The organism is Levilactobacillus muriae, assembly GCF_045862015.1.
Classification (GTDB): domain Bacteria; phylum Bacillota; class Bacilli; order Lactobacillales; family Lactobacillaceae; genus Levilactobacillus; species Levilactobacillus muriae.
Genome location: NZ_BAAFRU010000008.1, coordinates 52,628 through 75,576, shown reverse-complemented (window position 1 = coordinate 75,576; position 22,949 = coordinate 52,628). Strand labels below are relative to the sequence as shown.

Here is a 22,949-nt window from a genome sequence, read left to right as displayed (position 1 = left end):
GAATGGTTTATAAAAGCATAGACGAAGCCAATCAGGCGGTTGTCTCCAAAATTATTGCCGGTTCACCATTCCTATTGGATGTTGTTCCCGCAATCGATGTTATCGATGAATTCAAGCACGGCAAGGTTCTGCTCCACGCCGGTCCACCAATCACTTATGACAACATGATCGATCCAGTCCAAGGTGCCTGCATTGGTGCAGCCATGTTCGAAGGATGGGCAGACAATGAAGATGACGCGCGCAAACTCATGGAAAGCGGCGAAGTCACTCTCATTCCTTGCCATCACGTCGACGCGGTTGGCCCAATGGGTGGCATTACCTCAGCGCACATGCCACTCGTGGTTGTTGAAAACCGGACTGATGGCAATCGTGCTTACTGCACAATGAACGAAGGTATCGGTGCCGTCTTACGGTTCGGTGCTAACGGGCCAGAAGTTATTGACCGGTTACGCTGGATGCGTGACGTCTTGGGTCCTGTGTTGAGCAAGGCTTTGCAAACGCGCGAACCGTTAAATGTAAACGTTTTAATTGCGAAAGCGATTGCCATGGGGGATGAATTCCACCAACGGAATATCGCGGCATCACTGGCTTTCTTGAAGGAAATGTCCCCAAGCATCGTGGCATTGGATATTGACCAGAAGGATAAAGAAGCCGTTATCAAGTTCTTGGCCGATACTGACCAGTTCTTCCTGAATATTATGATGGCTTCCGCTAAGTCTGTCATGGATGGTGCGCGTCAGATTCAAGAAGGGACGATTGTGACGGCGATGTGCCGGAACGGTTACGAATTTGGCATTCGGATTGCCGGGATGGGTGATGAATGGTTCACCGGACCCGTTAATACGCCACATGGTCTGTACTTCTCTGGCTTCTCCGAAGATGACGCATCTCCTGATATGGGTGATAGTGCCATTACCGAAACGTTTGGGGTTGGTGGATTCGCCATGATTGCTGCACCTGCCGTGACCCGGTTCATTGGGACGGGTGGTTTCTTCGATGCCCTGCACATCAGTGAGGACATGACAGAGATTACCACGGCATCCAACCCGAACTTCCCCATCCCTACTTGGGACTTCCGGGGGATCTCAATTGGGATCGATGCACGGAAGGTTGTTGAAACGGGTATTCTCCCAGTTATTAACACGGGGATTGCCAACAAGAAAGCTGGGTTAGGACAAATCGGAGCAGGGACCGTTAATCCACCGATGGAAGCCTTCGAGAAAGCTGTCCTGGCTTACGCTAAGAAGTTAGGTTTCGAGGAATAAATGCGCGACGTAGAAGTTCTGGGCGACCATGTACTTCTGACTCTAGAAGATAGAGACTGGTACGTTCACAGTGTCTTTGAACATACCTTTAATTTAACAGACAAGCAGCATACGCCGTTGGTGATTCTAACCAGCGACCGCTCAAAACTCTTACCAGGTGGACTCTATCTTCCGCCACGCGACTTTACCGATTTATTGAGTCAGATCAGAGATACCCGCAAAGTTACCTTTCGCGGCGATTCATTCTACATCGAGACTTACCAGGAACTCTGGCGTCTTAAGATTGTCGAGTCGTTTCGCGCCGACCTCTTAACGGAGGGGATTCGTTCAGATCGGTTAGGCTACTTACTGAATAACTGCCGCAACATTGATCGGCAGACTGGATTTGATCAACCATTTCAGGATTTCCTGTCGATGACAAATTCACCGTATCAAAAAGAGACATCTTGGCTAACAAATGCAGTTACCGTCCAATGGGGAGTCGACTTCTTCATTGGCAGAGGCAGGGGGCTCACCCCATCGGGCGATGACTTTTTGTTAGGCTGGATCCTCATTGATTGGCTGAGTGGCAATCATCAGGAGCTGAGAGCGGCGGTCGCTTCTCGAATTGGAGATGCCAGTTATACCACTGATGTTGGCCGAAGCTATCTGTATTACGCCCTACGGCGCCGGTTCAGTAGCGCATTACTGGGCATCGTCCGGTACCTCAAGGGTAACGAACCGCTGGAGAATCTAGATAACCTATTGGCGGAAGCTATTGCGTATGGCAACACGTCGGGTATTGATTGCCTGGCTGGAATCGTGTCAGCGTTAGTGTACAAGCAGGTCAATCTCGACCTTGATTTGAAATATTGATACGGAAGAAAGGGGGGAATCCCAATGGCTAAACGAGTTGTGATTGCGGTCGGCGGCAACGCCATTCTCCAACCGAAGCAAGATCCAACATTTGAAGTTCAGATGACTAACGTTCAGAAGAGTGCTGAGCAAATCGCCAAGATTGAGGCCATGGATTACGAAATTGTGCTGACTTATGGTAACGGTCCCCAAGTTGGGAACATTCTCCAACAGAACGAGCTGGCGAAACATACCGTGCCAGCACTCCCATTGGATGCTTGTAACGGTGAATCTCAAGGATTCATTGGTTACATGCTGGAACAAAGTCTCAAGAATACGTTGCGGCAGAATCAGTCTTCGGCGAACGTGGCAACCTTGCTGACCGAAGTTGAGGTTGATCGCGATGACCCGGCCTTTAAGGATCCTAGTAAGCCAATTGGTGTCTTCTATGATGAAGATGAAGCCAAGCAGCTCCAGGCTGATAAAGGTTGGATGATGAAGGAAGATGCGGGTCGGGGGTACCGGCGCGTGGTGCCTTCACCGATGCCAGCGATGATTCACGGTGTGGATTCCATTAACCATTTATTGGAGCAAAACATCATCGTCATTGCCGGTGGTGGCGGCGGTATTCCGGTCTATCAGGACGAGAACGGCCTGCTCCAAGGGTTAGAAGCAGTCATTGATAAGGATCGGACAGGTCGGAAGTTGGCGGAGCAAGTGAATGCCGACATCTTCATGATCTTGACCGACGTCAGCAACGTCTACATCAACTATGGCAAGCCTAACCAGAAAAAGCTGGAGGCGGTTTGCGTGAAGGAAACCCAGCAATATCTTGATGACGGTCAGTTCGCTGCTGGGAGCATGGGTCCGAAGATTGAATCCGCCATTGCATTCGCCAAAACCGGACGGACGGCAATCATTTGTTCCTTGGATGAGGCCGACCTGGCCTTACAAGGTAAGGCGGGGACGCGGATTAGTTATACTTAACCACAGTGTCACTTAGCTTGATAGGTTGATTGCGGTAAGCGTTAACCAAGGTTGCGGTGAGCATTTGAGAGTAACTGCCGGTGATGACGTATTTTAATTGATCACTTCTCAATGCGCGATAGTGTTGCTGGTTTGAGCCAGCAACGTCAATACGGGTCGACTAGTCGAATTGGAAAGGCATTCTTGCTGGACCGGTTCGGCTATCACCGCAATTCTATTGTGAAGTTTGTTACAACCACATTAAAATTCTGGAGGTAGAATGCTATGAGTCATCGTTTAGATGGAAAAGTTGCGATTGTTACAGGTGGGACGTTAGGGATTGGGTTGGCTGTTGCTGACAAGTTCGTCGAAGAGGGCGGTAAGGTTATGATTACCGGTCGGCACGCTGACGTTGGTGAGAAGGCTGCGAAGAGTATTGGTGGCCCAGATGTGATTCAGTTCTTCCAACATGATGCAACCGACGAACAAGGCTGGCTTGATTTATTTGATACAACTGAAAAGGCCTTTGGTCCAGTAACCACAATTGTGAATAACGCTGGGATGGCCGTTAATAAGAGCATTGAGAATACGACAACCGAAGAATGGAAGCAACAGTTGGCCGTTAACCTGGATGGGGTCTTCTACGGCACCCGGCTGGGGATTCAACGGATGAAGAACAAGCACTTGGGTGCATCCATCATTAACATGTCTTCCATCGAAGGCTTCGTGGGTGATCCTAACTTAGGCGCCTACAACGCTTCCAAGGGTGGCGTGCGGATCATGTCCAAGTCGGCTGCCGTTGACTGTGCCTTGAAGGACTACGACGTACGGGTTAACACCGTTCATCCTGGCTACATCAAGACACCATTAGTTGACGATCTGCCAGGTGCTGAAGCCGCCATGTCAGCCCGGACGAAGACACCAATGGGTCATATCGGGGAACCTAACGATATTGCCTGGATCTGTGTGTACTTAGCCTCAGACGAAGCCAAATTTGCAACCGGCTCAGAATTCGTGGTCGACGGGGGTTACACTGCCCAATAAACTGGCAGTGCATCGCTAAGTGAAAACGTATACAATAGAGTTGTAAATCCAAATCTTGCAGAAGGAGTGACATTCATGGCTAGTGTTTTAGTAACTGCAGCAATTCCACAGTCCGCTTTGGCTATTTTGAAGGAAGCGGGACTGGATGTCGATGTTTATACGGGCAGTGGATTAATCACGAAAGAAGAATTGGTTAAGCGAATCGTGGGTAAGGATTATCTGATTACGCCGCTATCGACTCAAGTCGACAAGGACGTTATCGACGCTGATCCCAACCTGAAGATTATTGCCAACTATGGTGCGGGTTTTAACAACATTGATGCTGCCTACGCGCGGCAAAAAGGTATTCCTGTAACCAACACACCGGAAGTCTCGACCGTTTCAACCGCCGAAGTGACGACGGGTCTGATGATTACATTAGCGCACCGGATGGTTGAAGGCGATAAGCTGATGCGGACAAAGGGATTTGATGGGTGGTCACCCCTCTTCTTCTTAGGCCATGAACTCTCTGGTAAGACACTGGGTATCGTTGGTATGGGCCAGATTGGACAAGCCGTTGCGAAGCGGATGAAGGCGTTCGATATGAACATTATCTATTCACAACGGACCCGGCTTGATCCAAAGGTAGAAGCGCAATTTGACGCGAAATTTGTCAGCTTGGAAGAGTTGATTAAGACAAGCGACGTCTTGAGCCTGCACTGCCCATTAAACGACGCCACGCATCACATGATTGGCGCACCTGAATTCAAACAGATGAAATCCTCTGCAACATTGATTAATGCCGCACGGGGCCCCGTCATTGACGAAGCAGCTCTGCTAGCAGCACTGAAGGCCGGCGAATTGGCTGGCGCAGCGCTGGACGTTTATGAAGCAGAACCGAATGTCGATGATGGCTTCAAGGCACTGGATAACGTCATCCTGACGCCTCACGTTGGGAATGCTACCGTTGAAGCACGGGATGCAATGGCCGCTATTGTTGCCAAGAACACCGTTCGGATCGATCAAGGACAGGAACCACTGCACATCGTTAATTAACACCACCTTCATATTATGATTAGAGAATAGTTTTGGCGGAAGCGACTCAGACATGGGTGCTTCCGCTTTTTTGTTGTCACTGGATAAAGCTGGTCGTCTACGGTTTTCAGAATTTCGCCTGCTGTGGGGGCCGCCCTGTAGCCAAGAAGCGGGCTGCCAGCTCAGACTTTATGGTTAATTCAGCCATAGGAACGACAGTGAAATGTTAGTGATAATCAGGCTTTTTTAAGGATTCTATAGTTGCTAAAGAAGTGAACAAAGCAAGTAACGACTCTAGATGTCATTTGTTACGTGACATATGGATGAAGAACTTTTTTGGTAATTTAAGGATTTCGTTGATCATAACAGACCCCTTCGTAAATAGCGACAACTATCGTATTGGGGGCCTGGACGGTTGAAGCGGTCGTTGATTCTTCAAGGTAACCACTCCTGCCGACAATCACCGTGACGGTAGACTAATGGTGATTGCGTAGGTTTGTAGGGCACACAAAAAGGGAGCAGTCGCCACTGCTCCCTCACACGACACCACACTAGACTTGCGGTTACCCATAGTATACGCCGTTCACGAATATAGGACAACGCTTTCATTCGGGACTTGATTATTTGCGCAAGGACACAAAAAAAGGAGCAGCCATGACAGTCGTTAATAAGACGACCCCTGCTCCTCCTTCGCATACGGTAAAACCGCACTAGACTTTGCGAGTCTCTAGTATACCGGAACTTGAGAAAATTGACAAGGGTCATGTCAGGCTACCAGAACATAACCGACAAAGGCGCTGCCCACACCCAAGGTCGCGGATATGGCTAAGTAACTCATCGCCATAATGGGCCTGTGATCAACCAGCTTGATAAAATCGTTGGTGAACGTGGAGAAGGTTGAGAAACCGCCCAGGAATCCACTGGCGACCTGAAAGAGTAATGCGGTCGGTGCCAACAGCCCGGTTGCGATTCCCAATAGGCCAGAGCCAAGAATATTAATGGTGACGGTGGCGACTGGGAACGACGTTGGCCGAATGACCAGGTCGGTGACATAGCCCACCGTGAAGCGAGTCAGGGCGCCGCAACCGCCGGCCAAGCAGATGTAGAGGATTGCCAGCATACGCTCACGCCCTTTCGGTGACGCGAGCGCTGGTACGGAAACCCAGAATTGCGGCGCCACAGCCCAGTAACAAGCTAGCAAACCAGTAGGCGAGGGCCAAACCTATAGCGCCTTGTTGTAGGAGGGCTACCACGTCCATGGAGAAGGTTGAAAAGGTCGTGAAGCTCCCAACGAGGCCGACAGTTAGACCGGCCATAACGGTCTCCGAGAGGGGAATTAGGGTGGGAAGCGTTTTAGAAATAAAGGCAAGGAGAAAGGATCCGGCCACATTAATCAGAAGAATGGTCGTCAAATGGTGGGTGGTCATCACTGTCAGACCAAGCCGCAAGAGACTGCCACAGAAGGCAAAAGCAAAGATAGTGCTGAGCTTTTTAAACACGCTGAAGACCTCCAATTTGGGATGAAGCTACAAACACCCATAGGCGCAGCCACCCACGATTGATTGAAACATCTGGCAGTGGGCAGCACGCTTATGGGTGTTTGCTGGGAACTATGTGGATTACAGGGGGAATGACGCTATGTCAAAATGATGGAGAACTCGCTGAACGCGAGGGCTAGGCGTTCGCTTGCTTCTTATGCAAGTTGGCCAGTAAGAACAGGATAGTTCCGACAGCCAGCAGGATAATGGCAATGTAGAAACCTAGAACCTTGGAACCGGTAGCGTCAGAGATACTCCCAGTTAAGGCAGGGGCGATGATGGATGACATCATTCCGAAGAAGTTGAAGACCCCTAACGTTGTTCCGACGCCGACTGCGGGGGCATTTTCACCCAGCCAAGAGATGATGATCGGTTCAACGGCTAACTTACCCAGGAATCCGTAAAGAATCAGGGCGGTCAGCAGGAAGGCAGAGGAGGTTGCTTGCACCGTCAGGAAGAGCATTGCGGCGGAAAGCAATTCCAGAACCACGATGAACTGAATCTTTTTATTTAAGTATTTGTCAGCTAATTTACTGAAGAAGAGGGCGCCGGGAATCGAAGCGAAGGCGACCAGTGATGAGGAGAAACCAATGGCAGCACCGTGGAAACCTCGTTCAGTTGCCAGGAAGTTTGGTAACCAAGTCACAATCATGTAGTAGGCGTAGCAGGTTGCGAAATATAAAATGTAGGCGAAGAGCATCTTGGGCTGGAAGAGGGTACTGAGTGACACCTTTTCCTTAACCTTAGGTTCCGCGGCGGCAGCGGCCTTAGCGGCTTCTTCGGCAGCCTGAATATTCACAATGTCGTCTTTGTTGCTCTTAATAATAGCTTGGAATGCAATAACCATGCAGATAATCATGACAATCGTGATGTACATCATCGTTTGCCAAGGCATGCCTTGTTGGGCGACTAAGAAGCTTGACAGAATCATCCCAAGACCGGAACCAACGGCGGAACCACTGTTCACGATGGCCGTCGAGAAGCTCTTCTTGTCAGCGGGGATGTTCTGCGAGGTCAGGGAGTAAGCGGAACCGTAGAAGGAGCCACAGCCTAATCCAGCTAAGACGGAGCCCACGTAGATCATCTGAATGGAACTAGCCATAGCCACGATGAGGGCGGCGATAGCGAATAAAATAAATCCAGGAATCAACACGCGCTTTTTCCCAATCTTATCGACCAGGAAGCCCGCGGGAATTTGCATAATGACGTAACCTAAGAAATAGAAACTTGAGATAGAACCTAACGCGGTGTCAGAGACCCCGCCGCCAAGTGATGAGCGGATTTGGGGGTAGACCGGCGCAAGGGCAGAACGGTAGATCCAAATGGTAATCCAGCCGGCACAGAGTAAGATAACGATCTTCTTCCAATAGGCCATACCTGATTTTTCTGTAACTTTGTCCATGATAAGTCCTCCAATTTCACCATATATGTAAACGCTTACAAGAATAATTATAAGGAGATTCACAAGAAATTCATTGCATACTCTGCACCATAAATTAATGGAATTTGTCTATTTTAGCTAAATGTGTTTTAATTGGATAGGTGAAAGCGCTAACTTTTATTTAAGGAGGCTAATCAAAGTGAGCACACTCAAAGAGTTACTGAACTTACCACGATTTTCTGATTTGGAAGTCCTGTCGATTCACAAAGATATGGCACGGCCAGTCGAAAGCGTCGAGATTACTGAAACCCCTGACGTTGCCAATTTTATTCCAGAACACGTCGTTATCCTGACAACGGCAATGATCTTCCGGAATGGTCAGGAGAAGCTGAAACCATTTCTGGCATCGCTCGTCAAACATAAAGTGGCCGCCCTGGGCATTAAGGTCGGCCGATTCATCGAAGAGATCGATCCAGCCGTGATTGCTTACGCGACGGAGATCGACCTCCCTTTAATTAAGATACCAAGTACCCAACCCTTGGGCGGCTTGCTGTATCAAATGCAAAGCTATCTGATGGATAGCAAGACGGAACAACTTACATATGCGTTAGATATTCAAAAGAGCTTCTCAAACTTATTGATGCACGACGTGAGTAATGGACGGTTCGTGGCGGAACTGGGCAAAATTATTAACGCGCCAGTCATTATGCTGAATCCCTGGCACAAGGTGATTGGGAGTTCCCAGTATTTCTCGGAATCGGATCATCCGGCGTCGTTTTACGCGGAGCAACTGACCCCGAAAAACTATGAAAAGATTAATGAGGATAAGAGCAATATCATGATTAAGGATATCAAGGGCGAGGAGATTCAGGTCCTGGGTTATCCGGTTAAAGTAGCCAATTATTTTCCATACTATTTGCTCGTGCTAAAGCCGGAGCAGATTCCGTATCCAATTTCGGAGTTTGCAATTGAGCAGGCAGTATTGGTGCTCACGTTTATTCTTTATAAGAATCAGAAGGTTCAGGAGTTCTTCGACATCATGAAGAGTGACTTTCTCTCCCAGTTGATTAAGGCCAAGACGGATCAGAATAATGAGAACCGCGATTGGATTGACCTGGGCGAGAATTATGGCTTGATTCAAAGCGATTACTATCGGATTGCGCTGGTGTACTGTGTGCCTAACGAGAAGAGTGAGAATCAGATTTTTTATCGAAAGGAAGAGGCCGAGGTCGCGAATAGCTGGCTGCAAGAACAGCTGCCGTTGAAGATTCGAGACGTGGTGGCCTTCAAGGTCAAGAATAGCAATGATATTGCCCTGTTGTTCCAGTCCAAGGAAGTTAGCTTTGAACGGACGGTTAAGACGTTGATTAAGAGCTTGAAGACGGAACTGGCTATCAACTTGAGCTTCTCGTTTGGTAATCCGTATGATGAGATTGAGGAGATCTCGAGTTCCTACGTGGAAGCAAAATTGACTCTGGATGAGGTTAAGCAGCAGGAGACGCCGGACATGCTGAACTACTACCATCCACGGGGGTTGATCAGTCTGTTTGAAGGGGCCAACGACGAGGATATCCACTATTATTGTGAAAAGGTGTTGAAGGATTTGGCGTACCCTACAGATGCCTCCACGATTGACTTGCGAAAAACGCTGCAATATTACCTGGATTATAATTGTGAAATCACCAAGACGGCGAACACCTTGTATCTCCACCGGAATACGATTAAGTACCGGATTAAGCAGTGTGAAAAGATTCTGGGACAGTCGGTTAAGAATCCCCAGACCAGTTTGAATCTGCGACTGGCGTTGGAGCTGTCTAAGGTTGGGGATATTGCGATAGGGTAAAAAAGAGTAGAATGTGCTTTATAGTTGAGCCCGTTCATGTAATACTAAGTTTAAAATGCAATCAAGGAGCATGAATATGTCGATAACAAATTATAATTTTGAAGACTTAGATACTTACTTGGGAAAACAATATTATATCCCAGATTATCAAAGAGATTATTCTTGGGATATGACCCAGCTTGAAGATTTTTGGTTTGACCTGCTTTCTGTCGGAAATGATCCAGATGATTCTGAACACTTCTACGGACAAGTAGTCGTTCATAAGAGTTCAGAAAAGGACGGGGAAAAGGCAAAAAATCAAAGATATATTATTGATGGTCAGCAAAGAACGATTACTAGTGTGATTTTTTTGTCAGTAATAAGAAATTTTTTAAATAAACTGTCGAGTGATGCAAAACAGGGGAGTGATTTAAAAAGTGATGTTGGATACGACATCGATGATATAACGACCAAAAGTATCGGTAGGTATACAAATCGCAGGGATGAACGCCATTTATTCTTGAATGACACAGATAGCAAATTCTTTGCCGACTATATCCAGTCGGTCGAACATAGTACTTTGCACTTTAAAGAAGATCGGTCATCAAATGTCAGAATTAAGAAGGCTTACGAATACTTCTCTACTGAGATTCAAGGCGAGTTAGAAGGCAAAGAATCAACTGCTAGGTATGAGTTGCTGAAGGCATATTGGAAAGACCTTACGGAGAAATTTAAAGTCATGTATGTGGAAACTGATGACTTAAATGAAGCATTTATAATTTTTGAAACTTTAAATGATCGTGGAAAGAGCTTGGCAACCTCTGATTTACTGAAGAATCATTTATTTAGCCATGCTGGAAAAAAAGATATCGATGTTGTAGAAGGTAATTGGTCCGAAATGGTAAATGATCTTGGAAAGGCGGATACAACGAAATTTATCCGTTCATTTTGGAACTCAAGGTATTCGTTTGTCAGAGAACGTGGACTTTACAAGGCCTTAAAGGGAAGTCTGGTAAGTGAAGTTAAGCTAAGTGAAGATTTATCAAGCTTAGCAAGAGTTTATAACAATCTTGAGTTTCCTAAGACAGGCGATTACTTTGAGAACGAGGAAGTCAGAAGGGATCTAATTTCTTTAAATCGTCTGGGCGCAAAGTCATATTATCCAATTGTCTTAGCAATTGTGTCTAAAGGCAAGGATGTTTCGAAATTGCATAAGGTTTTAGAAACTCTTGAAACGTTAGTTGTTAGAAACTTTGTAATTTCTGGTTTAACGGCAAATAAGTATGAAGTCTTTTTTGCAAGGGCAGCCATGAATTATTATTCAGGCGTCATTGATATTGAAACATTAATCAATTCTCTTAATAAAAAAATGGTTTCTGATCCTGAATTTAGAAATAATTTTACAACGGCTATTGTCAAACAAAGGGAAGTTATTCGCTACCTACTGAGACAATTAAATTCAGTTTATGTAGGATTCGATGAAGTAGAAGTGGTTAGAGATAATGATGCTGTTCATATCGAACACATTTTTCCTCAACGGCCGCATAAAGATACTTGGACTAGCTTTGACGATGTCGAAAGCACCGAATATTTATGGCGAATTGGAAATCTGACACTTTTAAGTAAAAAGCTTAATCAAAAGATTGCCAATTCAGGCTTCGACGTAAAGAAAGAAGAAGCCTATGAAAAATCGCAAATTGCGATTACTAAGGAACTTCTGAATTATGCCGATTGGACGCCAGAAAGTATTGATGACAGACAAAAGGGGCTTGCAGAGACAGCACTTAATATCTGGAAAAGAACCGTTGATAAAAAAGTTGAAATCATAGAGTAATTTGATTGTAGAGGTATTATGCGATTTTTAAGAAGTGGTTGCGTATGTTATATTATTGCGTTGCCACTTTTATTGTCCAATAATCATTGCAGAATTCGAGGCAATTTTGTAATAAAGCAGCCCGCATTCATTGCACCCTAACCATCTTTCCACTAAGCTAAGGGAAATAAGCCCCAACACGAAATGGAGGAATGGCGATGACAACCCCACTAAGATTTGACGAAACACACTATCAGTCGGCACAGGTGACTGTCAATGGGCGAGCCTTGCGGTACCGGGCCTTTCTTGGTTTGGACTATGTCACTATACCGGTTGATGCGATTCAGCAGCTCAACGTCTTTGTGCCAGAGCCATACTTTAACAGTGGTCAGGTCAACGGCTACACGCGAGTCACGGCCCCCATCTTCATGCCCAACACGGTCGGCGGTTACCTGCCTGGACCGCGTGATTTTCCTGGCAATCAGGCATCCTTTAGTCGAGGCGCGACGATTCTGCAGGCCCTGTCACGTGGTTACGTCGTCGTTTCCGCTGGCCTGCGTGGTCGAACCTCCAAGACATCACAGGGGGAATATAGCGGCAAGGCGCCGGCATTTATTGTCGATATGAAGGCTGCTATTCGTTATGTCAAATTTAACGCCGGCTGGATTCCCGGCAATCCGGATCGAATCATTACCAACGGCACCAGTGCTGGTGGGGCGATTTCAGCACTCGCCGGTGCCAGTGGCAATACAGATTTCTTCGAGACGGCCCTGCAAGCGTTGGGGGCGGCGCCGGCAACTGATGACATTTTTGCTGTATCGGCCTACTGTTCCGTTCATAATCTGGAGCACGCCGACGCCGCTTACGAGTGGCAGTTCAATGGCCTGATCGACTGGCATCAGCAACGGTACACGGTCGTGAATAATCAAGTGAAGCGGACCTCAATTTCTGGTGAGTTGACGGCAAACGAGCAACAACTTTCTAATGAATTGAAATCGGCATTTATTCCCTATCTCAATCACCTTGAGTTAAAGGATCACGCAGGCAATCCCTTACAGCTACAAGCCGATGGGTCCGGTAGTTTTCGCCGGTTTATCGATGATTATCTAACCGTTTCTGCACAGCGGGCGCTCTCGGCGGGGGCCGACGTGACGGCCGTTCAGGGCGTGAAGGTCAATAACGGTCGGGTAGCAAGTCTCGACTGGTCGGCCTATCTCCAAGGGATTGGCCGAATGAAACGGGTGCCGGCCTTCGATGCACGCGACTTGAGCAGTCCAGAGACGGCCCTGTTTGGGAGTCGACTATTGGCTGCACGGCACTTCACGGCCTTCGGGCAGGAACGCAGTGCGGTCCCCGCTCAGCTGGCCGATGCCAGCCTGGTGGCGGCTATCAATCCGCTGACCTATCTCACGTCTCATCAGTGTCAGATTGCCCAGCACTGGCGTATTCGTCATGGTGCGGCGGATAGGGACACATCATTTGCGATTCCCGTGATTCTGGCGACAAAATTACAAAATCTGGGACTTGATGTGGACTTTGCTCTGCCGTGGGGTCGGCCCCACAGTGGTGACTATGATTTACCGGAACTTTTTGAGTGGATCGATAAGCTTTGTCAACCCGCAACAGAATAGGTGTTAACGACGGTCGACACGATAGGTGGCGACCGCTTTTTATACGCTTTCAGATAAAAGTACTTGCTTAAATATACCTAGTGGGGTATATTTGAAATCGTTGTTGGTTGCGGAAAAATAATTTATCATAATTGGCGATAACTGTGATAACACACTGAAAGATCACACTATTGCTTGCTCTTAGCCGAGAACTTCGCAGCTAACTATTAAATACCTATCAGGGTATCTTGGAGGGCGACAGATGATTAAAGAAATTCATGACCAAAACTTTGAACAGGAAACAAATACCGGGGTTACCGTCGTTGATTTTCGGGCCGACTGGTGCCCACCATGTAAGATGATGGATCCCATCTTAAAGAGCCTTTCCGAAAGTGATGCCTTCAAAACAAAAGTCACGTTTACATCGCTTAACGTTGACCACGACCAAGAAGTTGCCGGAAGTTTTGACGTGCAAGGGATTCCCACATTCTTAATCAAGAAGGATGGGCAGGTAGTCGAGCGTTTAGTTGGCGCCCGGCCAAAACCAGCGTTTGCGGCAGCACTGCAGAAGGTTTTGGACGAGAGCTGATTTGAATTCATCTGAAGTAGAGGCGGCTAAAACCAGTTGGCGACATCGTGATTGGTGTCCACAACGGCTGTAGAGTTTGCCAATGTTAATCAGTCATCGCTTAGAGAGTAAGGCCACGTTGCGGCGTGGCCTTTTTTACTGTCCACCGTAACCCCCGCATTTCGGTTTACTTTCAGCGCTGAATCGCCTATGGTAGGCTAAAACGATAAGAAAGGGTGGTGTAGGTTATGAGCAAGCTTTACGGTTACGTGCCGTTGCTGACGGGACTGGGCAGTTTGTATTTCTTATTAGTCATGTCGCTGGTTCCTTCGTCAACGAGCAGTCTCGGCGTGGACTTTAGCTGGCATAATCCAGATGTTGTGGCGGTTGCCCTGATTCTGGTCGTGGTCGTTGTTACGGCATGCGCCAAAAGCCTGGCGAGCAAGCGCATTGGGCTTTTGGTTAACGGCATCATCATCTTGGGAATGACCGGTGACCTCCTGCATACGCAGCATTCACCATTACTCACGGACTATGTCTGGCTTTGGGGGCTCCTGATGCTGTTTGATTTTTGTTTACTCTGCTGGGGCAGTTATCAATTATGGCGTTACAAGAAATAAAAATGGCTCACCAGAAATCTTGATCTAACGGGATTTCTGGTGAGCCATTTTCAGTTCGTTATTGAATTTCAGACTTGTGTTTAATGGTGTCTTCCTCGGTGATCTCACGAACGACCCGGCACGGATTGCCAACAGCCAACGAGTTATCGGGGATATCACGGGTGACGACTGAGCCGGCACCGATGACGCAGCCATTGCCAATAGTGACGCCACCAATGACGGTCACGTTGCTGCCGAACCAGCAGTTGTCACCAATCTTGATGGGCTTGTCGTATTCGATATCGAATAGGGAACCGTCTGCGTGAGGCTGAAGGTTCCGTTCCTGGTAGCACAGAGGGTGCATGGGCGTTACCAGCGTGACGTTGGGGCCGAACCAGACGCTATCGCCAATGGTCACATAGCCACAGTCCAGCACAGTAAAGTTAGCGTTAGCGTAGAAGTGTTTGCCCAGGTGGGTATAGCTCCCGTAGTCAAAGAAGATTGGCCCTTGAAGGTAGGTGCCTTCGTCGTGGTTCGGAACTAGTTTCTTGAGAATCTCCTCACGCTTCTCAGTCTCGTCGTCAAAGGTCATGTTGTATTCTTGCGACAGCCGATGAGCGTAATGAAGCCGTTCTTGTAGCATAGGATCGGATGGGTCGTAAAGCTTACCCGCTAACATTTTTTCTTCTTCAGTCATGTCAAAAGTCCTCCTTTGTTAAATCACAATGCCCTCACAGTGGTCAACTTCGTGCTGAATAATCTGAGCCACGAAACCGGTAAAGGTCTGGTGCTGACGCTGGAAATTCTGATTTAAAAAGTCCACGTCAATCGTTTGGTAGCGTGTCGTTGGTCGTTCACCAATCAACGAGAGACACCCCTCGCTGGTCTGAAAGGGACCGACTTTTTTGGTGATCTGGGGATTGATCATGGCTATGGGGAGCACACCCATATCAACCACGATAATCCGTTTATTAACGCCGATCATGTTGGCAGCCATGCCAACGCAATTTTTGCTGTTGGCTGTTAAGGTATCGCGTAAGTCCGTGACAACCCCTGCGTCAAGCTTAGTGGCCAGCTGGGCCTTTGTGCTGAGCTTTGTGGGATCGTGGACGACAGTTTTAATCATTGCTTTCCTCCAAAATTTGTTTGAGTTTGTTGGTCGTCTTGTAGTTGCGGGCACTGGTTTGCTGGTAGAACGGGGTGCCCATGATTTTCGAGTAAAACGAGCGGCTGAAATGGGTCCGCAGTGTGGATGTCCAGAAGATCACGTTATGGGTGATCAATACCTGGTCATAGTCGGTGGTGATATGGCCGGTTAACCAGCTGTCGTGAGCATCGTCATAGGTGTTCAGCTTGAACAGGGCGTTGTGCCGTAGAGTGTCGTCAGCTCCCCACCAGTCCGGCGCTTGGACAAGGTCGGCGAGAAATTCTGATTGCGTCAACAGGCGAAAGTCGATGGAAAAATCAAAATTACGGGTCAGCACCTGTGCCACCAAATGACTGCATTCAGCGGTGGACCGGTCACTGGTGAAAAACAGATTGCCACTGTTAATGTATGACCGCACAGACGCAAATCCAGCGGCCATCAGCAGATCACGCAGATTTGCCATGGGGACTTTGTGGTTGCCACCCACGTTGATTCCGCGTAGAAGTAGGAGATAATTCATGCCAATAATTCCTTTCCAACTATGAAATGGTGAGACCCGTCACCATTACCCAATTCGATAATGTAAGCGTCTTCTCGATTATAGCATGATTGCTGCGTCGGGGCGTGTGGAAGTTTGAGTTGTTGGTTTACTATTCGTCAACTTCTAGTCCTATGCAAGATAGCTCACAAAACGGCGGGCAGCTTGGCTGAGTGTGCCGCGTGGATAGACGAGCTGTAGGTGACTGATCAGTGGCTCACTGAAGGGGCGAGTCACGTCATCTGGGGTGAGAAAGGGCTGTGCGGCCTTGGCAAATAGAAATGTGACCCGTTGTGTGTGGGCAATCATCCCCAGTAACGTTTCGATATGGGGCGTGGTAAACCGGATATTGGGGGTGAAACCAGCCGCTTGGTAGAGGGCCCCAATCTTTTCATAAACGCCGGAACCCGGATTAAGTGTGACAATCTCCGTATCGCGCAGATCGGTCAGGCTAATTGCCGATTGCTTGGCCAAGGGATGGTCGGCAGCCAATACAACACGCAGTTCATCTGTGTCTAGGTTAACCGCTTCGAATTGTGACGTACTGAGTTGCTGGCTCTGGACATCACGCAGAATACCGAGATCACATGCTTGGCTCTGTAGTTGCTTGAGCAAGTCTGCACCTTGAAGCTCCTCCAAGCGAATGTTGATCTGGGGAAAGTCATGCATGAACTGGCTCATCTTGCGGGTTAAACCATACTGGGACATGACAGGAACGCTTCCAATGTGCAGGGTACCCCGTTGCAACGTGCGGTAGTCCTGGAGTTCAGTCTGCATTAACTGATACTGAGATGTGATCGTCTGGGCATAACGGAAGAAGACCTCGCCACTTTCGGTAATGGTTAGTTGGCGCTTGTTCCGTGTTGAAATCAGGCTGGTGTTCAGTTCATCTTGCATGCTACGCAAGCGTTTAGATAATGCCGATTGTGTGATGTTCAGTTCGACCGCGGCGTCTGAGATGTTGCGTATCCGGTAGAGCACGATGAAACTGTAGAAATCATCTAGCGTCATGTGAGCCCGTCCTTTCTGGTGATGAGTTAAAATAAAAATCTTATTATTCCTTTCAAGCATAACGTTAGTCGGAATTAGAGTTGTTTGCAAGCGTTTTGAGGACTAAAGTGGGTATATAAATGACATGCAGGAGGTAATCTAATGGCAAATGAACCCTATGATCTACGCAAGGTGTTGACTGAATTGAAGACACAACCCGGTCAGTACCACGCAACCGATGTGGCTGTTGACCCCGACGCCGAACTTTCCGGTGTTTATCGCTATATTGGGGCTGGTGGGACTGTTGAACGGCCAACCCAGGAAGGCCCCGCAATGATGTTTAACAACGTGAAAGGCTTCCCTGGGACTAAAGTCTTAACTGGACTAATGGCTAGTCGCAAGCGGGTTGGGCTGATGTTTCATCATGACTATCGCACGTTGGGGCAGTTTCTAAATGACGCCGTCGAAAAGCCCATCCCACCCGTAATGGTCGCTGATGCGCCAGCTCACGAGGTCGTTCACAAAGCAACCGAGCCCGACTTCGATATTCGCAAGCTCGTGGCAGCACCGACCAATACGCCGAAGGATGCTGGTCCGTACATTACTGTGGGCGTTGTGTTGGGATCCAATAAGGCTAAAACGATGAGTGACGTCACGATTCACCGGATGGTGCTGGAAGACAAGGATAAGCTGGGCATTTACATTATGCCCGGCGGTCGCCACATTGGCGCGTTTGCCAAGGAATACGAGGCGGCCAACGAACCAATGCCCGTGACCATTAACATTGGATTGGACCCCGCCATCACCATCGGCTGCACCTTTGAGCCGCCGACTACCCCACTTGGCTACAATGAATTGGGAGTCGCCGGTGCGATTCGGCAGGAAGCCGTTGGCCTGACGCCAGCGCTGACCGTCGACGAAAATGCCATTGCACGCTCCGAATTTACGTTGGAAGGCTACATCATGCCTAACGAGCGGATTCAGGAAGATATCAACACCCATACCGGGAAAGCCATGCCTGAATTTCCAGGCTACGATGGTGATGCCAATCCGGCATTACAGGTCATCAAGGTAACGGCGGTAACCCATCGCGAGAATCCAATCATGCAGAGTGTCATTGGGCCTTCCGAAGAACACGTCAGCATGGCCGGAATTCCAACTGAAGCCAGTATCTTAGAGCTGACCAACTGGGCCATTCCTGGCAAGGTCCTCAACGTTTATAATCCGCCAGCAGGTGGCGGTAAACTAATGACCATCATGCAGATTCATAAGGAAGACGAAGCCGATGAAGGAATTCAGCGGCAGGCAGCCTTGTTGGCTTTCTCGGCGTTTAAGGAATTAAAGACGGTCATCTTAGTTGGCGAAGATGTGGATATTTTCGACATGAATGACGTGATGTGGACCGTCAACACGCGGTTCCAGGCCGATCAAGATCTGATGGTACTGCCGGGCATGCGGAATCACCCATTAGATCCGTCTGAACGGCCGGAGTATGATCCCAAGTCGATTCGAACGCAGGGGATGTCTGCTAAGTTAGTTATTGACGGGACGGTGCCGTTTGATATGAAGGATCAGTTCGTGCGTGCCCAATTCATGAAGGTACCAGACTGGCAGAAGTATTTGAAGTAAAGGACTGATGGGGAATGAAGAAGATTGTGATTGGCGTCACCGGTGCTTCCGGGACAATTTACGCGATTGATCTGTTAAAGAAGATGAGCGCCATGTCAGACGTTGAGACACACCTGGTTATGAGTGCTTGGGCAAAGAAAAACTTGGCCTTGGAAACGGACTATACCCTAGATCAGATTAAGGCGTTGGCCGACGTGGTTTACAGTGACCGCGACCAAGGTGCCGCGATTGCCAGCGGTTCATTTCTAAATGACGGCATGGTGATCGTGCCAGCCAGCATGAAGACGGTGGCCAGCATTGCTTACGGCTTCGGGGAGAACTTGATTGCCCGAGCAGCCGATGTCACGATCAAAGAGCAACGTAAGCTGGTCGTCGTGCCGCGGGAAACGCCGCTCAGTGTGATTCATCTGGAAAATCTGACGAAATTGGCACGGATCGGTGCGCAGATCATTCCCCCGATTCCGGCCTTCTACAACCAGCCACAGACGATTCAGGATCTGGTCGATCATCAGACAATGAAGGTGCTTGATGCCTTCGGAATTCATGTGGGTGCGGCCAAACGCTGGGAGGGGGATTAGTATGCCAATCTTCAGTGTGACCCGCGAAAACTATACGATCGATGCCGATGTGACGGTGATTGGTAAAGATTTGCTGATCGTCGTAACCGGCGGGAGTAATCCCCATATTGGCGATGTGACCACGCTGACCCGGGATACGGCGATGCAGACCATCAAGTATCCCAGTCATGACGGCCGTTTTCACAAGGACAACTTTGTTGGCGAGCGCGTCGCCAAGGTAATCCAGCCGGTGCTTCCGGGAAGCTGTACGGTAACGGCCGGGATTCACGTCAATCAGATTACCAAGGCCCAGATTGCAGCGTCCGCGCCGATGGGTGAAGACTTAGGCCATCAGATTGTGGCTTGGCTGGACCAGCAGCCACTTACCGCGCCAACGCCTCAATATTACAGCGATAACGAACAACCGCAGTAGAATAGTAATGGATCAAATTAGGCCAGCCACTGAAGATGCGGCTGGCCATTAGTCTCTAAAGAATCCGTAAACTTCGGCAAAGTTGAGCTACGTAATTGATCAAAGAATGTGAACTGAAGGCTGAAAGCCAAAATGCGCGCTTTATTCTTGTGACAGTGGGAATGATCACAGTCAAATTAGTGAAAATGGTCGCACTCCGGCTGCTAGGGATGCCGCTTGTTGTGGGGAACGCCTCCAGCCAAAGGACGGGCTGGGGGCTCGCCTGAAAGCCGCCAAGTTCAGGCGTCTCTCAGGTCGTCTTACGATGTAAGCATTAGATAGAGAGTGTGTGAAACCTCGGGCTAATTATTGGATAAGGCCCAAATTCATGGGCGCCATTATTTATTTTTTTATACCGCAATTGAGTGGTTAGCTGGTGTATACTATGTCTGTATCATTCACACGACACAATCCTGGGGAGGATCTTGACTGATGAAAAAGCAAATTTTGTTAATGGCATTACTGGGTGGCTTAACGCTTGGTGGGACGCAACTTGTTGCACCGACCACAGCGCAGGCCAGCACCCAGAAGAGTGTGAAAGTTTATCCGAAGAAGTTGCAAGGAACCTGGTATCACTATGAGGGTAACGGAAAGTACGATAAGGTTAAATTCACGGCAACCAAGTGGCGGACGGTGGGCTATCAAAATGGTAGCCACTATGCCAGTGCATCAACCCTGCACCAACGGCGGCTCAACGCTGATCCAGACAAGCTGGCGCGTCATGCCAACTGGGTCGTGGGTGGCAAAATGACGGTGCGTCGCGCCAATTGGATCGACCTGCGCGGTTGGAACCAATCGGCTGGGGATGGCACCTACTACAAGGTGGCTAATAAGCAATACCACGGGCAGAAACTGGCGGTCCTCAGTGAGGCTGGTGGGGCTGGTGTCTGGGTCACACAGCATTATTATGCGTCAAAGCAAGTTGCCAAGCAGATGAAGAATCACCGATTCCACAGTGAAGTCTATTACGCGTAAATGGCATGTCTGGAAAGAGTTTGGGTCAAAAACCCAGACTCTTTTTAGTTCTCCAAAATTATATTGTCTCACTCTTTGGTTGTGATCAATTCGGTTTGACGCTCGACGACAGTTGTCAGACGTCAAACGCGTTCCATATGATAAGTCGTGTATGAACCATTGCCAATGCAACCTGCTATAATTGTCTAAAATGAGTCAGGGAGGTCTTCACATGCGCGTGAATATTTTGCAACATACACCAGAGGAGGGGCCAGGGGCTATCCGGATTTGGGCCCACGCTCGCGGCTATCAGGTCTATGTTTATCATCCGGCACAACACGGCAAGTTACCGTCAGTGGCGGAGACGGATCTATTGGTGGTCTTGGGTGGTCCCATTAGTCCTAACGATAATGAGCCGTGGATTGCTGCCGAACGTTACTTGATGCGTGAAGTGATGGCGGCTCATAAGCCCATCTTCGGCGCGTGCTTTGGTGCGCAGCAGATTGCTAAGCTCATGGGTGCAACAGTCAGCCCGGCACCGGTCAAAGAGGTTGGGTGGGCCCCAGTCACGCGGCAAGCCGATGTGATTCCGGGATTGCCAGCGCAGCTGAAAGTTCTCCATTGGCATCAGGATATGTTCGCGTTGCCAGATGATGCGACCCGACTCTTTGCCAGCGAACAGATTCAGAATCAAGGCTTGGTGATTAACGATAACGTGGTCGGTCTCCAGTTTCACTTAGAAGTGACGGAGGATAACGTCCACGCGATGGTCGTCAACGATGGTGATTACGTGGCAGATTCCGTTCTCAATCAGACGGCAAAGGCCATTGAGACCACGCAGATACCTGACGAGAATCGTGCGGCTATGTTTCAGATTTTGGATTATATAACAAAGGATTAAATGGGATTGTGGTATGCCAATAAGTGAGGGGAGGGGCTAAACTCAAGCCGCTCCCTTTTAGTGTCGGTAGTGACGCGAGTGATTAGCGTGGGACCTCCCGTTTGAAAATTAAATTTGCCCCTAAATGGTTCAATGGGCATTCAACCGTGCTATACTCATGAGCGGAGTATTGACGCATCATCGGTGGGGAAATCCGATCATGTTCAGCTCCAGAGGAGGAAATTTCATGAATAAAGTTACCCGTTTATTAGGGCTGGCAGCCGTTGGACTCACATTGGGTGGGACCATGATGGGGCCACTGTCAGCGAGTGCTAAGTCGAAGTCACCTGAGCTGATCTACATCGACAGCACGTCATCGACCAACACTTCGGTTGGGACGCAGCAGGTGGTCACGAATCGTGCGGTTACTGCGCTAACTCAGCCGACCGACCAGTCAACCCCTGTCAGTGTGTCGATTCCCAAAAATACGGCACTCAAGGTCGTCCAACGTACGGCTACCGGCACGATGGTGACCGTGCCCGGAAATGCCCAGTCACTTCTGATTGCTCAGACTGGCAGCTACACCTACAGTAATCGGGCGATCAAGCTGACCAAACATGATTATCGCACGCTGGTTAAACGGTCCAAGGCGTGGGCTGGTAAGCTCAGCAAGCGGCAGATCAAGGTTATCGGCAACTATACCGGTAATGGGTCTGACAAGTTAAATAACGCTTTACGTTATCCCAAACGGGCAACTACGGCCAAGACGCGGCAACGGGTCAACGATTTGCGGGCGAGTCTGAAGACCTTCAAGCTGACGCATCCCATGACGGTCTATCGGGGAACCTCGAACAAGGTTGCCCGAATTGCACTGCATCAGAAAACCCTCAAGCCGGGTGCTGTGTATGCCGATCCCGGATTTGCTTCGACCAGTACCAGTCATGCAGTCGCAACGGAATTTACGTCCCAGATTTTACTCAAGATTAACTTCCCTAAGGGCTATCATGGAGCCTATCTAGATCCTATTTCCACGGTTCGTGGGGAAAAGGAATACCTGCTTAATCCTAATACCAAGCTGATTGTGACCAAGATCCAACGCGTGACCGGGCATACAACGACGACCATGATGACCGCGACTGGAAGCAAGTCGAAGACTAAGGTTGAACATGAAAAATCATCGTACCAACTGGTTACCTTAAATCTATTACAATAAGAGTTAGCGCTAGTCCTCGTTGGGATTAGCGCTTTTTTTGACTAAAATCGTTAATTTTGGGTCTTGCATTCTGAAAAGAATATGCTATATTGAAGTTGGTAATTGAGCACTCACT

23 protein-coding genes are annotated in these 22,949 nt (G+C 48.6%); 16 read left to right on the top strand and 7 right to left on the bottom strand.

Features of this window, described 5'->3' with window-relative positions; all coding sequences use genetic code 11:
* The first annotated feature begins 2 nt into the window (after positions 1-2).
* The 5 genes from ACKTSF_RS07170 to ACKTSF_RS07150 all read left to right on the top strand — a co-directional run bounded on the left by ACKTSF_RS07170 (position 3) and on the right by ACKTSF_RS07150 (position 5,144).
* The gene (locus ACKTSF_RS07170; protein WP_407887979.1) at positions 3-1,265 is read left to right on the top strand and encodes a YlbE family protein; all 1,263 of its coding nucleotides are present in this window, start codon (positions 3-5) and stop codon (positions 1,263-1,265) included.
* The gene (locus ACKTSF_RS07165; protein WP_407887978.1) at positions 1,266-2,120 is read left to right on the top strand and encodes an oxamate carbamoyltransferase subunit AllH family protein; all 855 of its coding nucleotides are present in this window, start codon (positions 1,266-1,268) and stop codon (positions 2,118-2,120) included.
* Between the two features lie 24 nt (positions 2,121-2,144).
* Positions 2,145-3,086, top strand: coding sequence for a carbamate kinase (gene arcC / locus ACKTSF_RS07160; protein WP_407887976.1), 942 nt, complete (start codon positions 2,145-2,147; stop codon positions 3,084-3,086).
* Between the two features lie 264 nt (positions 3,087-3,350).
* Positions 3,351-4,109: an NADP-dependent (R)-specific alcohol dehydrogenase gene (locus ACKTSF_RS07155; protein ID WP_407887974.1), complete on the top strand. Its 759-nt coding sequence runs from the start codon at positions 3,351-3,353 to the stop codon at positions 4,107-4,109.
* A gap of 75 nt (positions 4,110-4,184) precedes the next feature.
* Positions 4,185-5,144, top strand: coding sequence for a 2-hydroxyacid dehydrogenase family protein (locus ACKTSF_RS07150; protein ID WP_407887972.1), 960 nt, complete (start codon positions 4,185-4,187; stop codon positions 5,142-5,144).
* A gap of 745 nt (positions 5,145-5,889) precedes the next feature.
* On the opposite strand, the gene ACKTSF_RS07145 is transcribed toward ACKTSF_RS07150, so the two are convergent.
* From ACKTSF_RS07145 to ACKTSF_RS07135, 3 genes are all read right to left on the bottom strand, one after another.
* On the bottom strand, positions 5,890-6,243 hold the full coding sequence (locus tag ACKTSF_RS07145) for a fluoride efflux transporter FluC (protein WP_407887970.1): 354 nt from the start codon (positions 6,241-6,243) through the stop codon (positions 5,890-5,892).
* 4 nt (positions 6,244-6,247) lie between these two features.
* Positions 6,248-6,622 (bottom strand): fluoride efflux transporter FluC, encoded by a 375-nt coding sequence (locus ACKTSF_RS07140; protein ID WP_407887968.1) that lies wholly within the window; start codon positions 6,620-6,622, stop codon positions 6,248-6,250.
* A 175-nt stretch (positions 6,623-6,797) separates the two neighbouring features.
* The gene (locus tag ACKTSF_RS07135) at positions 6,798-8,063 is read right to left on the bottom strand and encodes an MFS transporter (RefSeq protein ID WP_407887966.1); all 1,266 of its coding nucleotides are present in this window, start codon (positions 8,061-8,063) and stop codon (positions 6,798-6,800) included.
* Positions 8,064-8,241: 178 nt separating this feature from the next.
* Between ACKTSF_RS07135 and ACKTSF_RS07130 the strand changes: the two genes are divergently transcribed.
* The 5 genes from ACKTSF_RS07130 (at position 8,242) to ACKTSF_RS07110 (ending at position 14,475) form a co-directional block, all read left to right on the top strand.
* On the top strand, positions 8,242-9,885 hold the full coding sequence (locus tag ACKTSF_RS07130) for a PucR family transcriptional regulator (RefSeq protein ID WP_407887964.1): 1,644 nt from the start codon (positions 8,242-8,244) through the stop codon (positions 9,883-9,885).
* Positions 9,886-9,961: 76 nt separating this feature from the next.
* Positions 9,962-11,698, top strand: coding sequence for a DUF262 domain-containing protein (locus tag ACKTSF_RS07125; RefSeq protein WP_407887962.1), 1,737 nt, complete (start codon positions 9,962-9,964; stop codon positions 11,696-11,698).
* 197 nt (positions 11,699-11,895) lie between these two features.
* The gene (locus tag ACKTSF_RS07120) at positions 11,896-13,308 is read left to right on the top strand and encodes a subtype B tannase (protein WP_407887960.1); all 1,413 of its coding nucleotides are present in this window, start codon (positions 11,896-11,898) and stop codon (positions 13,306-13,308) included.
* 241 nt (positions 13,309-13,549) lie between these two features.
* Positions 13,550-13,876 (top strand): thioredoxin family protein, encoded by a 327-nt coding sequence (locus ACKTSF_RS07115; protein ID WP_407887958.1) that lies wholly within the window; start codon positions 13,550-13,552, stop codon positions 13,874-13,876.
* A 227-nt stretch (positions 13,877-14,103) separates the two neighbouring features.
* The gene (locus ACKTSF_RS07110) at positions 14,104-14,475 is read left to right on the top strand and encodes a hypothetical protein (RefSeq protein WP_407887956.1); all 372 of its coding nucleotides are present in this window, start codon (positions 14,104-14,106) and stop codon (positions 14,473-14,475) included.
* 58 nt (positions 14,476-14,533) lie between these two features.
* Here the strand turns inward: ACKTSF_RS07110 and ACKTSF_RS07105 are convergent, their stop codons facing one another.
* From ACKTSF_RS07105 to ACKTSF_RS07090, 4 genes are all read right to left on the bottom strand, one after another.
* Positions 14,534-15,151, bottom strand: a complete 618-nt coding sequence (locus ACKTSF_RS07105; RefSeq protein WP_407887954.1) for a sugar O-acetyltransferase — start codon at positions 15,149-15,151, stop codon at positions 14,534-14,536.
* A gap of 18 nt (positions 15,152-15,169) precedes the next feature.
* Positions 15,170-15,580 carry a peptide deformylase gene (locus ACKTSF_RS07100; RefSeq protein WP_407887952.1) on the bottom strand — a complete coding sequence of 137 codons (411 nt, stop codon included), beginning with the start codon at positions 15,578-15,580 and terminating at the stop codon, positions 15,170-15,172.
* Positions 15,573-16,121 (bottom strand): DUF1697 domain-containing protein, encoded by a 549-nt coding sequence (locus ACKTSF_RS07095; protein ID WP_407887950.1) that lies wholly within the window; start codon positions 16,119-16,121, stop codon positions 15,573-15,575. The genes ACKTSF_RS07100 and ACKTSF_RS07095 overlap by 8 nt, the downstream gene beginning before the upstream one ends.
* 150 nt (positions 16,122-16,271) lie before the next feature.
* Positions 16,272-17,150 (bottom strand): LysR family transcriptional regulator, encoded by an 879-nt coding sequence (locus ACKTSF_RS07090; RefSeq protein ID WP_407887949.1) that lies wholly within the window; start codon positions 17,148-17,150, stop codon positions 16,272-16,274.
* Between the two features lie 141 nt (positions 17,151-17,291).
* Here ACKTSF_RS07090 and ACKTSF_RS07085 point away from each other — a divergent pair, with 141 nt between their 5' ends.
* The 6 genes from ACKTSF_RS07085 (at position 17,292) to ACKTSF_RS07060 (ending at position 22,834) form a co-directional block, all read left to right on the top strand.
* Positions 17,292-18,758: a UbiD family decarboxylase gene (locus ACKTSF_RS07085; RefSeq protein ID WP_407887947.1), complete on the top strand. Its 1,467-nt coding sequence runs from the start codon at positions 17,292-17,294 to the stop codon at positions 18,756-18,758.
* Positions 18,759-18,772: 14 nt separating this feature from the next.
* On the top strand, positions 18,773-19,336 hold the full coding sequence (locus ACKTSF_RS07080) for a UbiX family flavin prenyltransferase (RefSeq protein WP_407887945.1): 564 nt from the start codon (positions 18,773-18,775) through the stop codon (positions 19,334-19,336).
* Between the two features lies 1 nt (position 19,337).
* Positions 19,338-19,748 (top strand): prenylated flavin chaperone LpdD, encoded by a 411-nt coding sequence (gene lpdD, locus ACKTSF_RS07075; RefSeq protein WP_407887943.1) that lies wholly within the window; start codon positions 19,338-19,340, stop codon positions 19,746-19,748.
* A 471-nt stretch (positions 19,749-20,219) separates the two neighbouring features.
* On the top strand, positions 20,220-20,762 hold the full coding sequence (locus tag ACKTSF_RS07070; RefSeq protein WP_407887941.1) for a hypothetical protein: 543 nt from the start codon (positions 20,220-20,222) through the stop codon (positions 20,760-20,762).
* A 211-nt stretch (positions 20,763-20,973) separates the two neighbouring features.
* Positions 20,974-21,642 carry a type 1 glutamine amidotransferase gene (locus ACKTSF_RS07065; protein ID WP_407887939.1) on the top strand — a complete coding sequence of 223 codons (669 nt, stop codon included), beginning with the start codon at positions 20,974-20,976 and terminating at the stop codon, positions 21,640-21,642.
* 226 nt (positions 21,643-21,868) lie between these two features.
* Complete coding sequence (locus tag ACKTSF_RS07060; RefSeq protein ID WP_407887937.1) at positions 21,869-22,834, top strand: ADP-ribosyltransferase; 966 nt, start codon at positions 21,869-21,871, stop codon at positions 22,832-22,834.
* Positions 22,835-22,949: the final 115 nt, after the last annotated feature.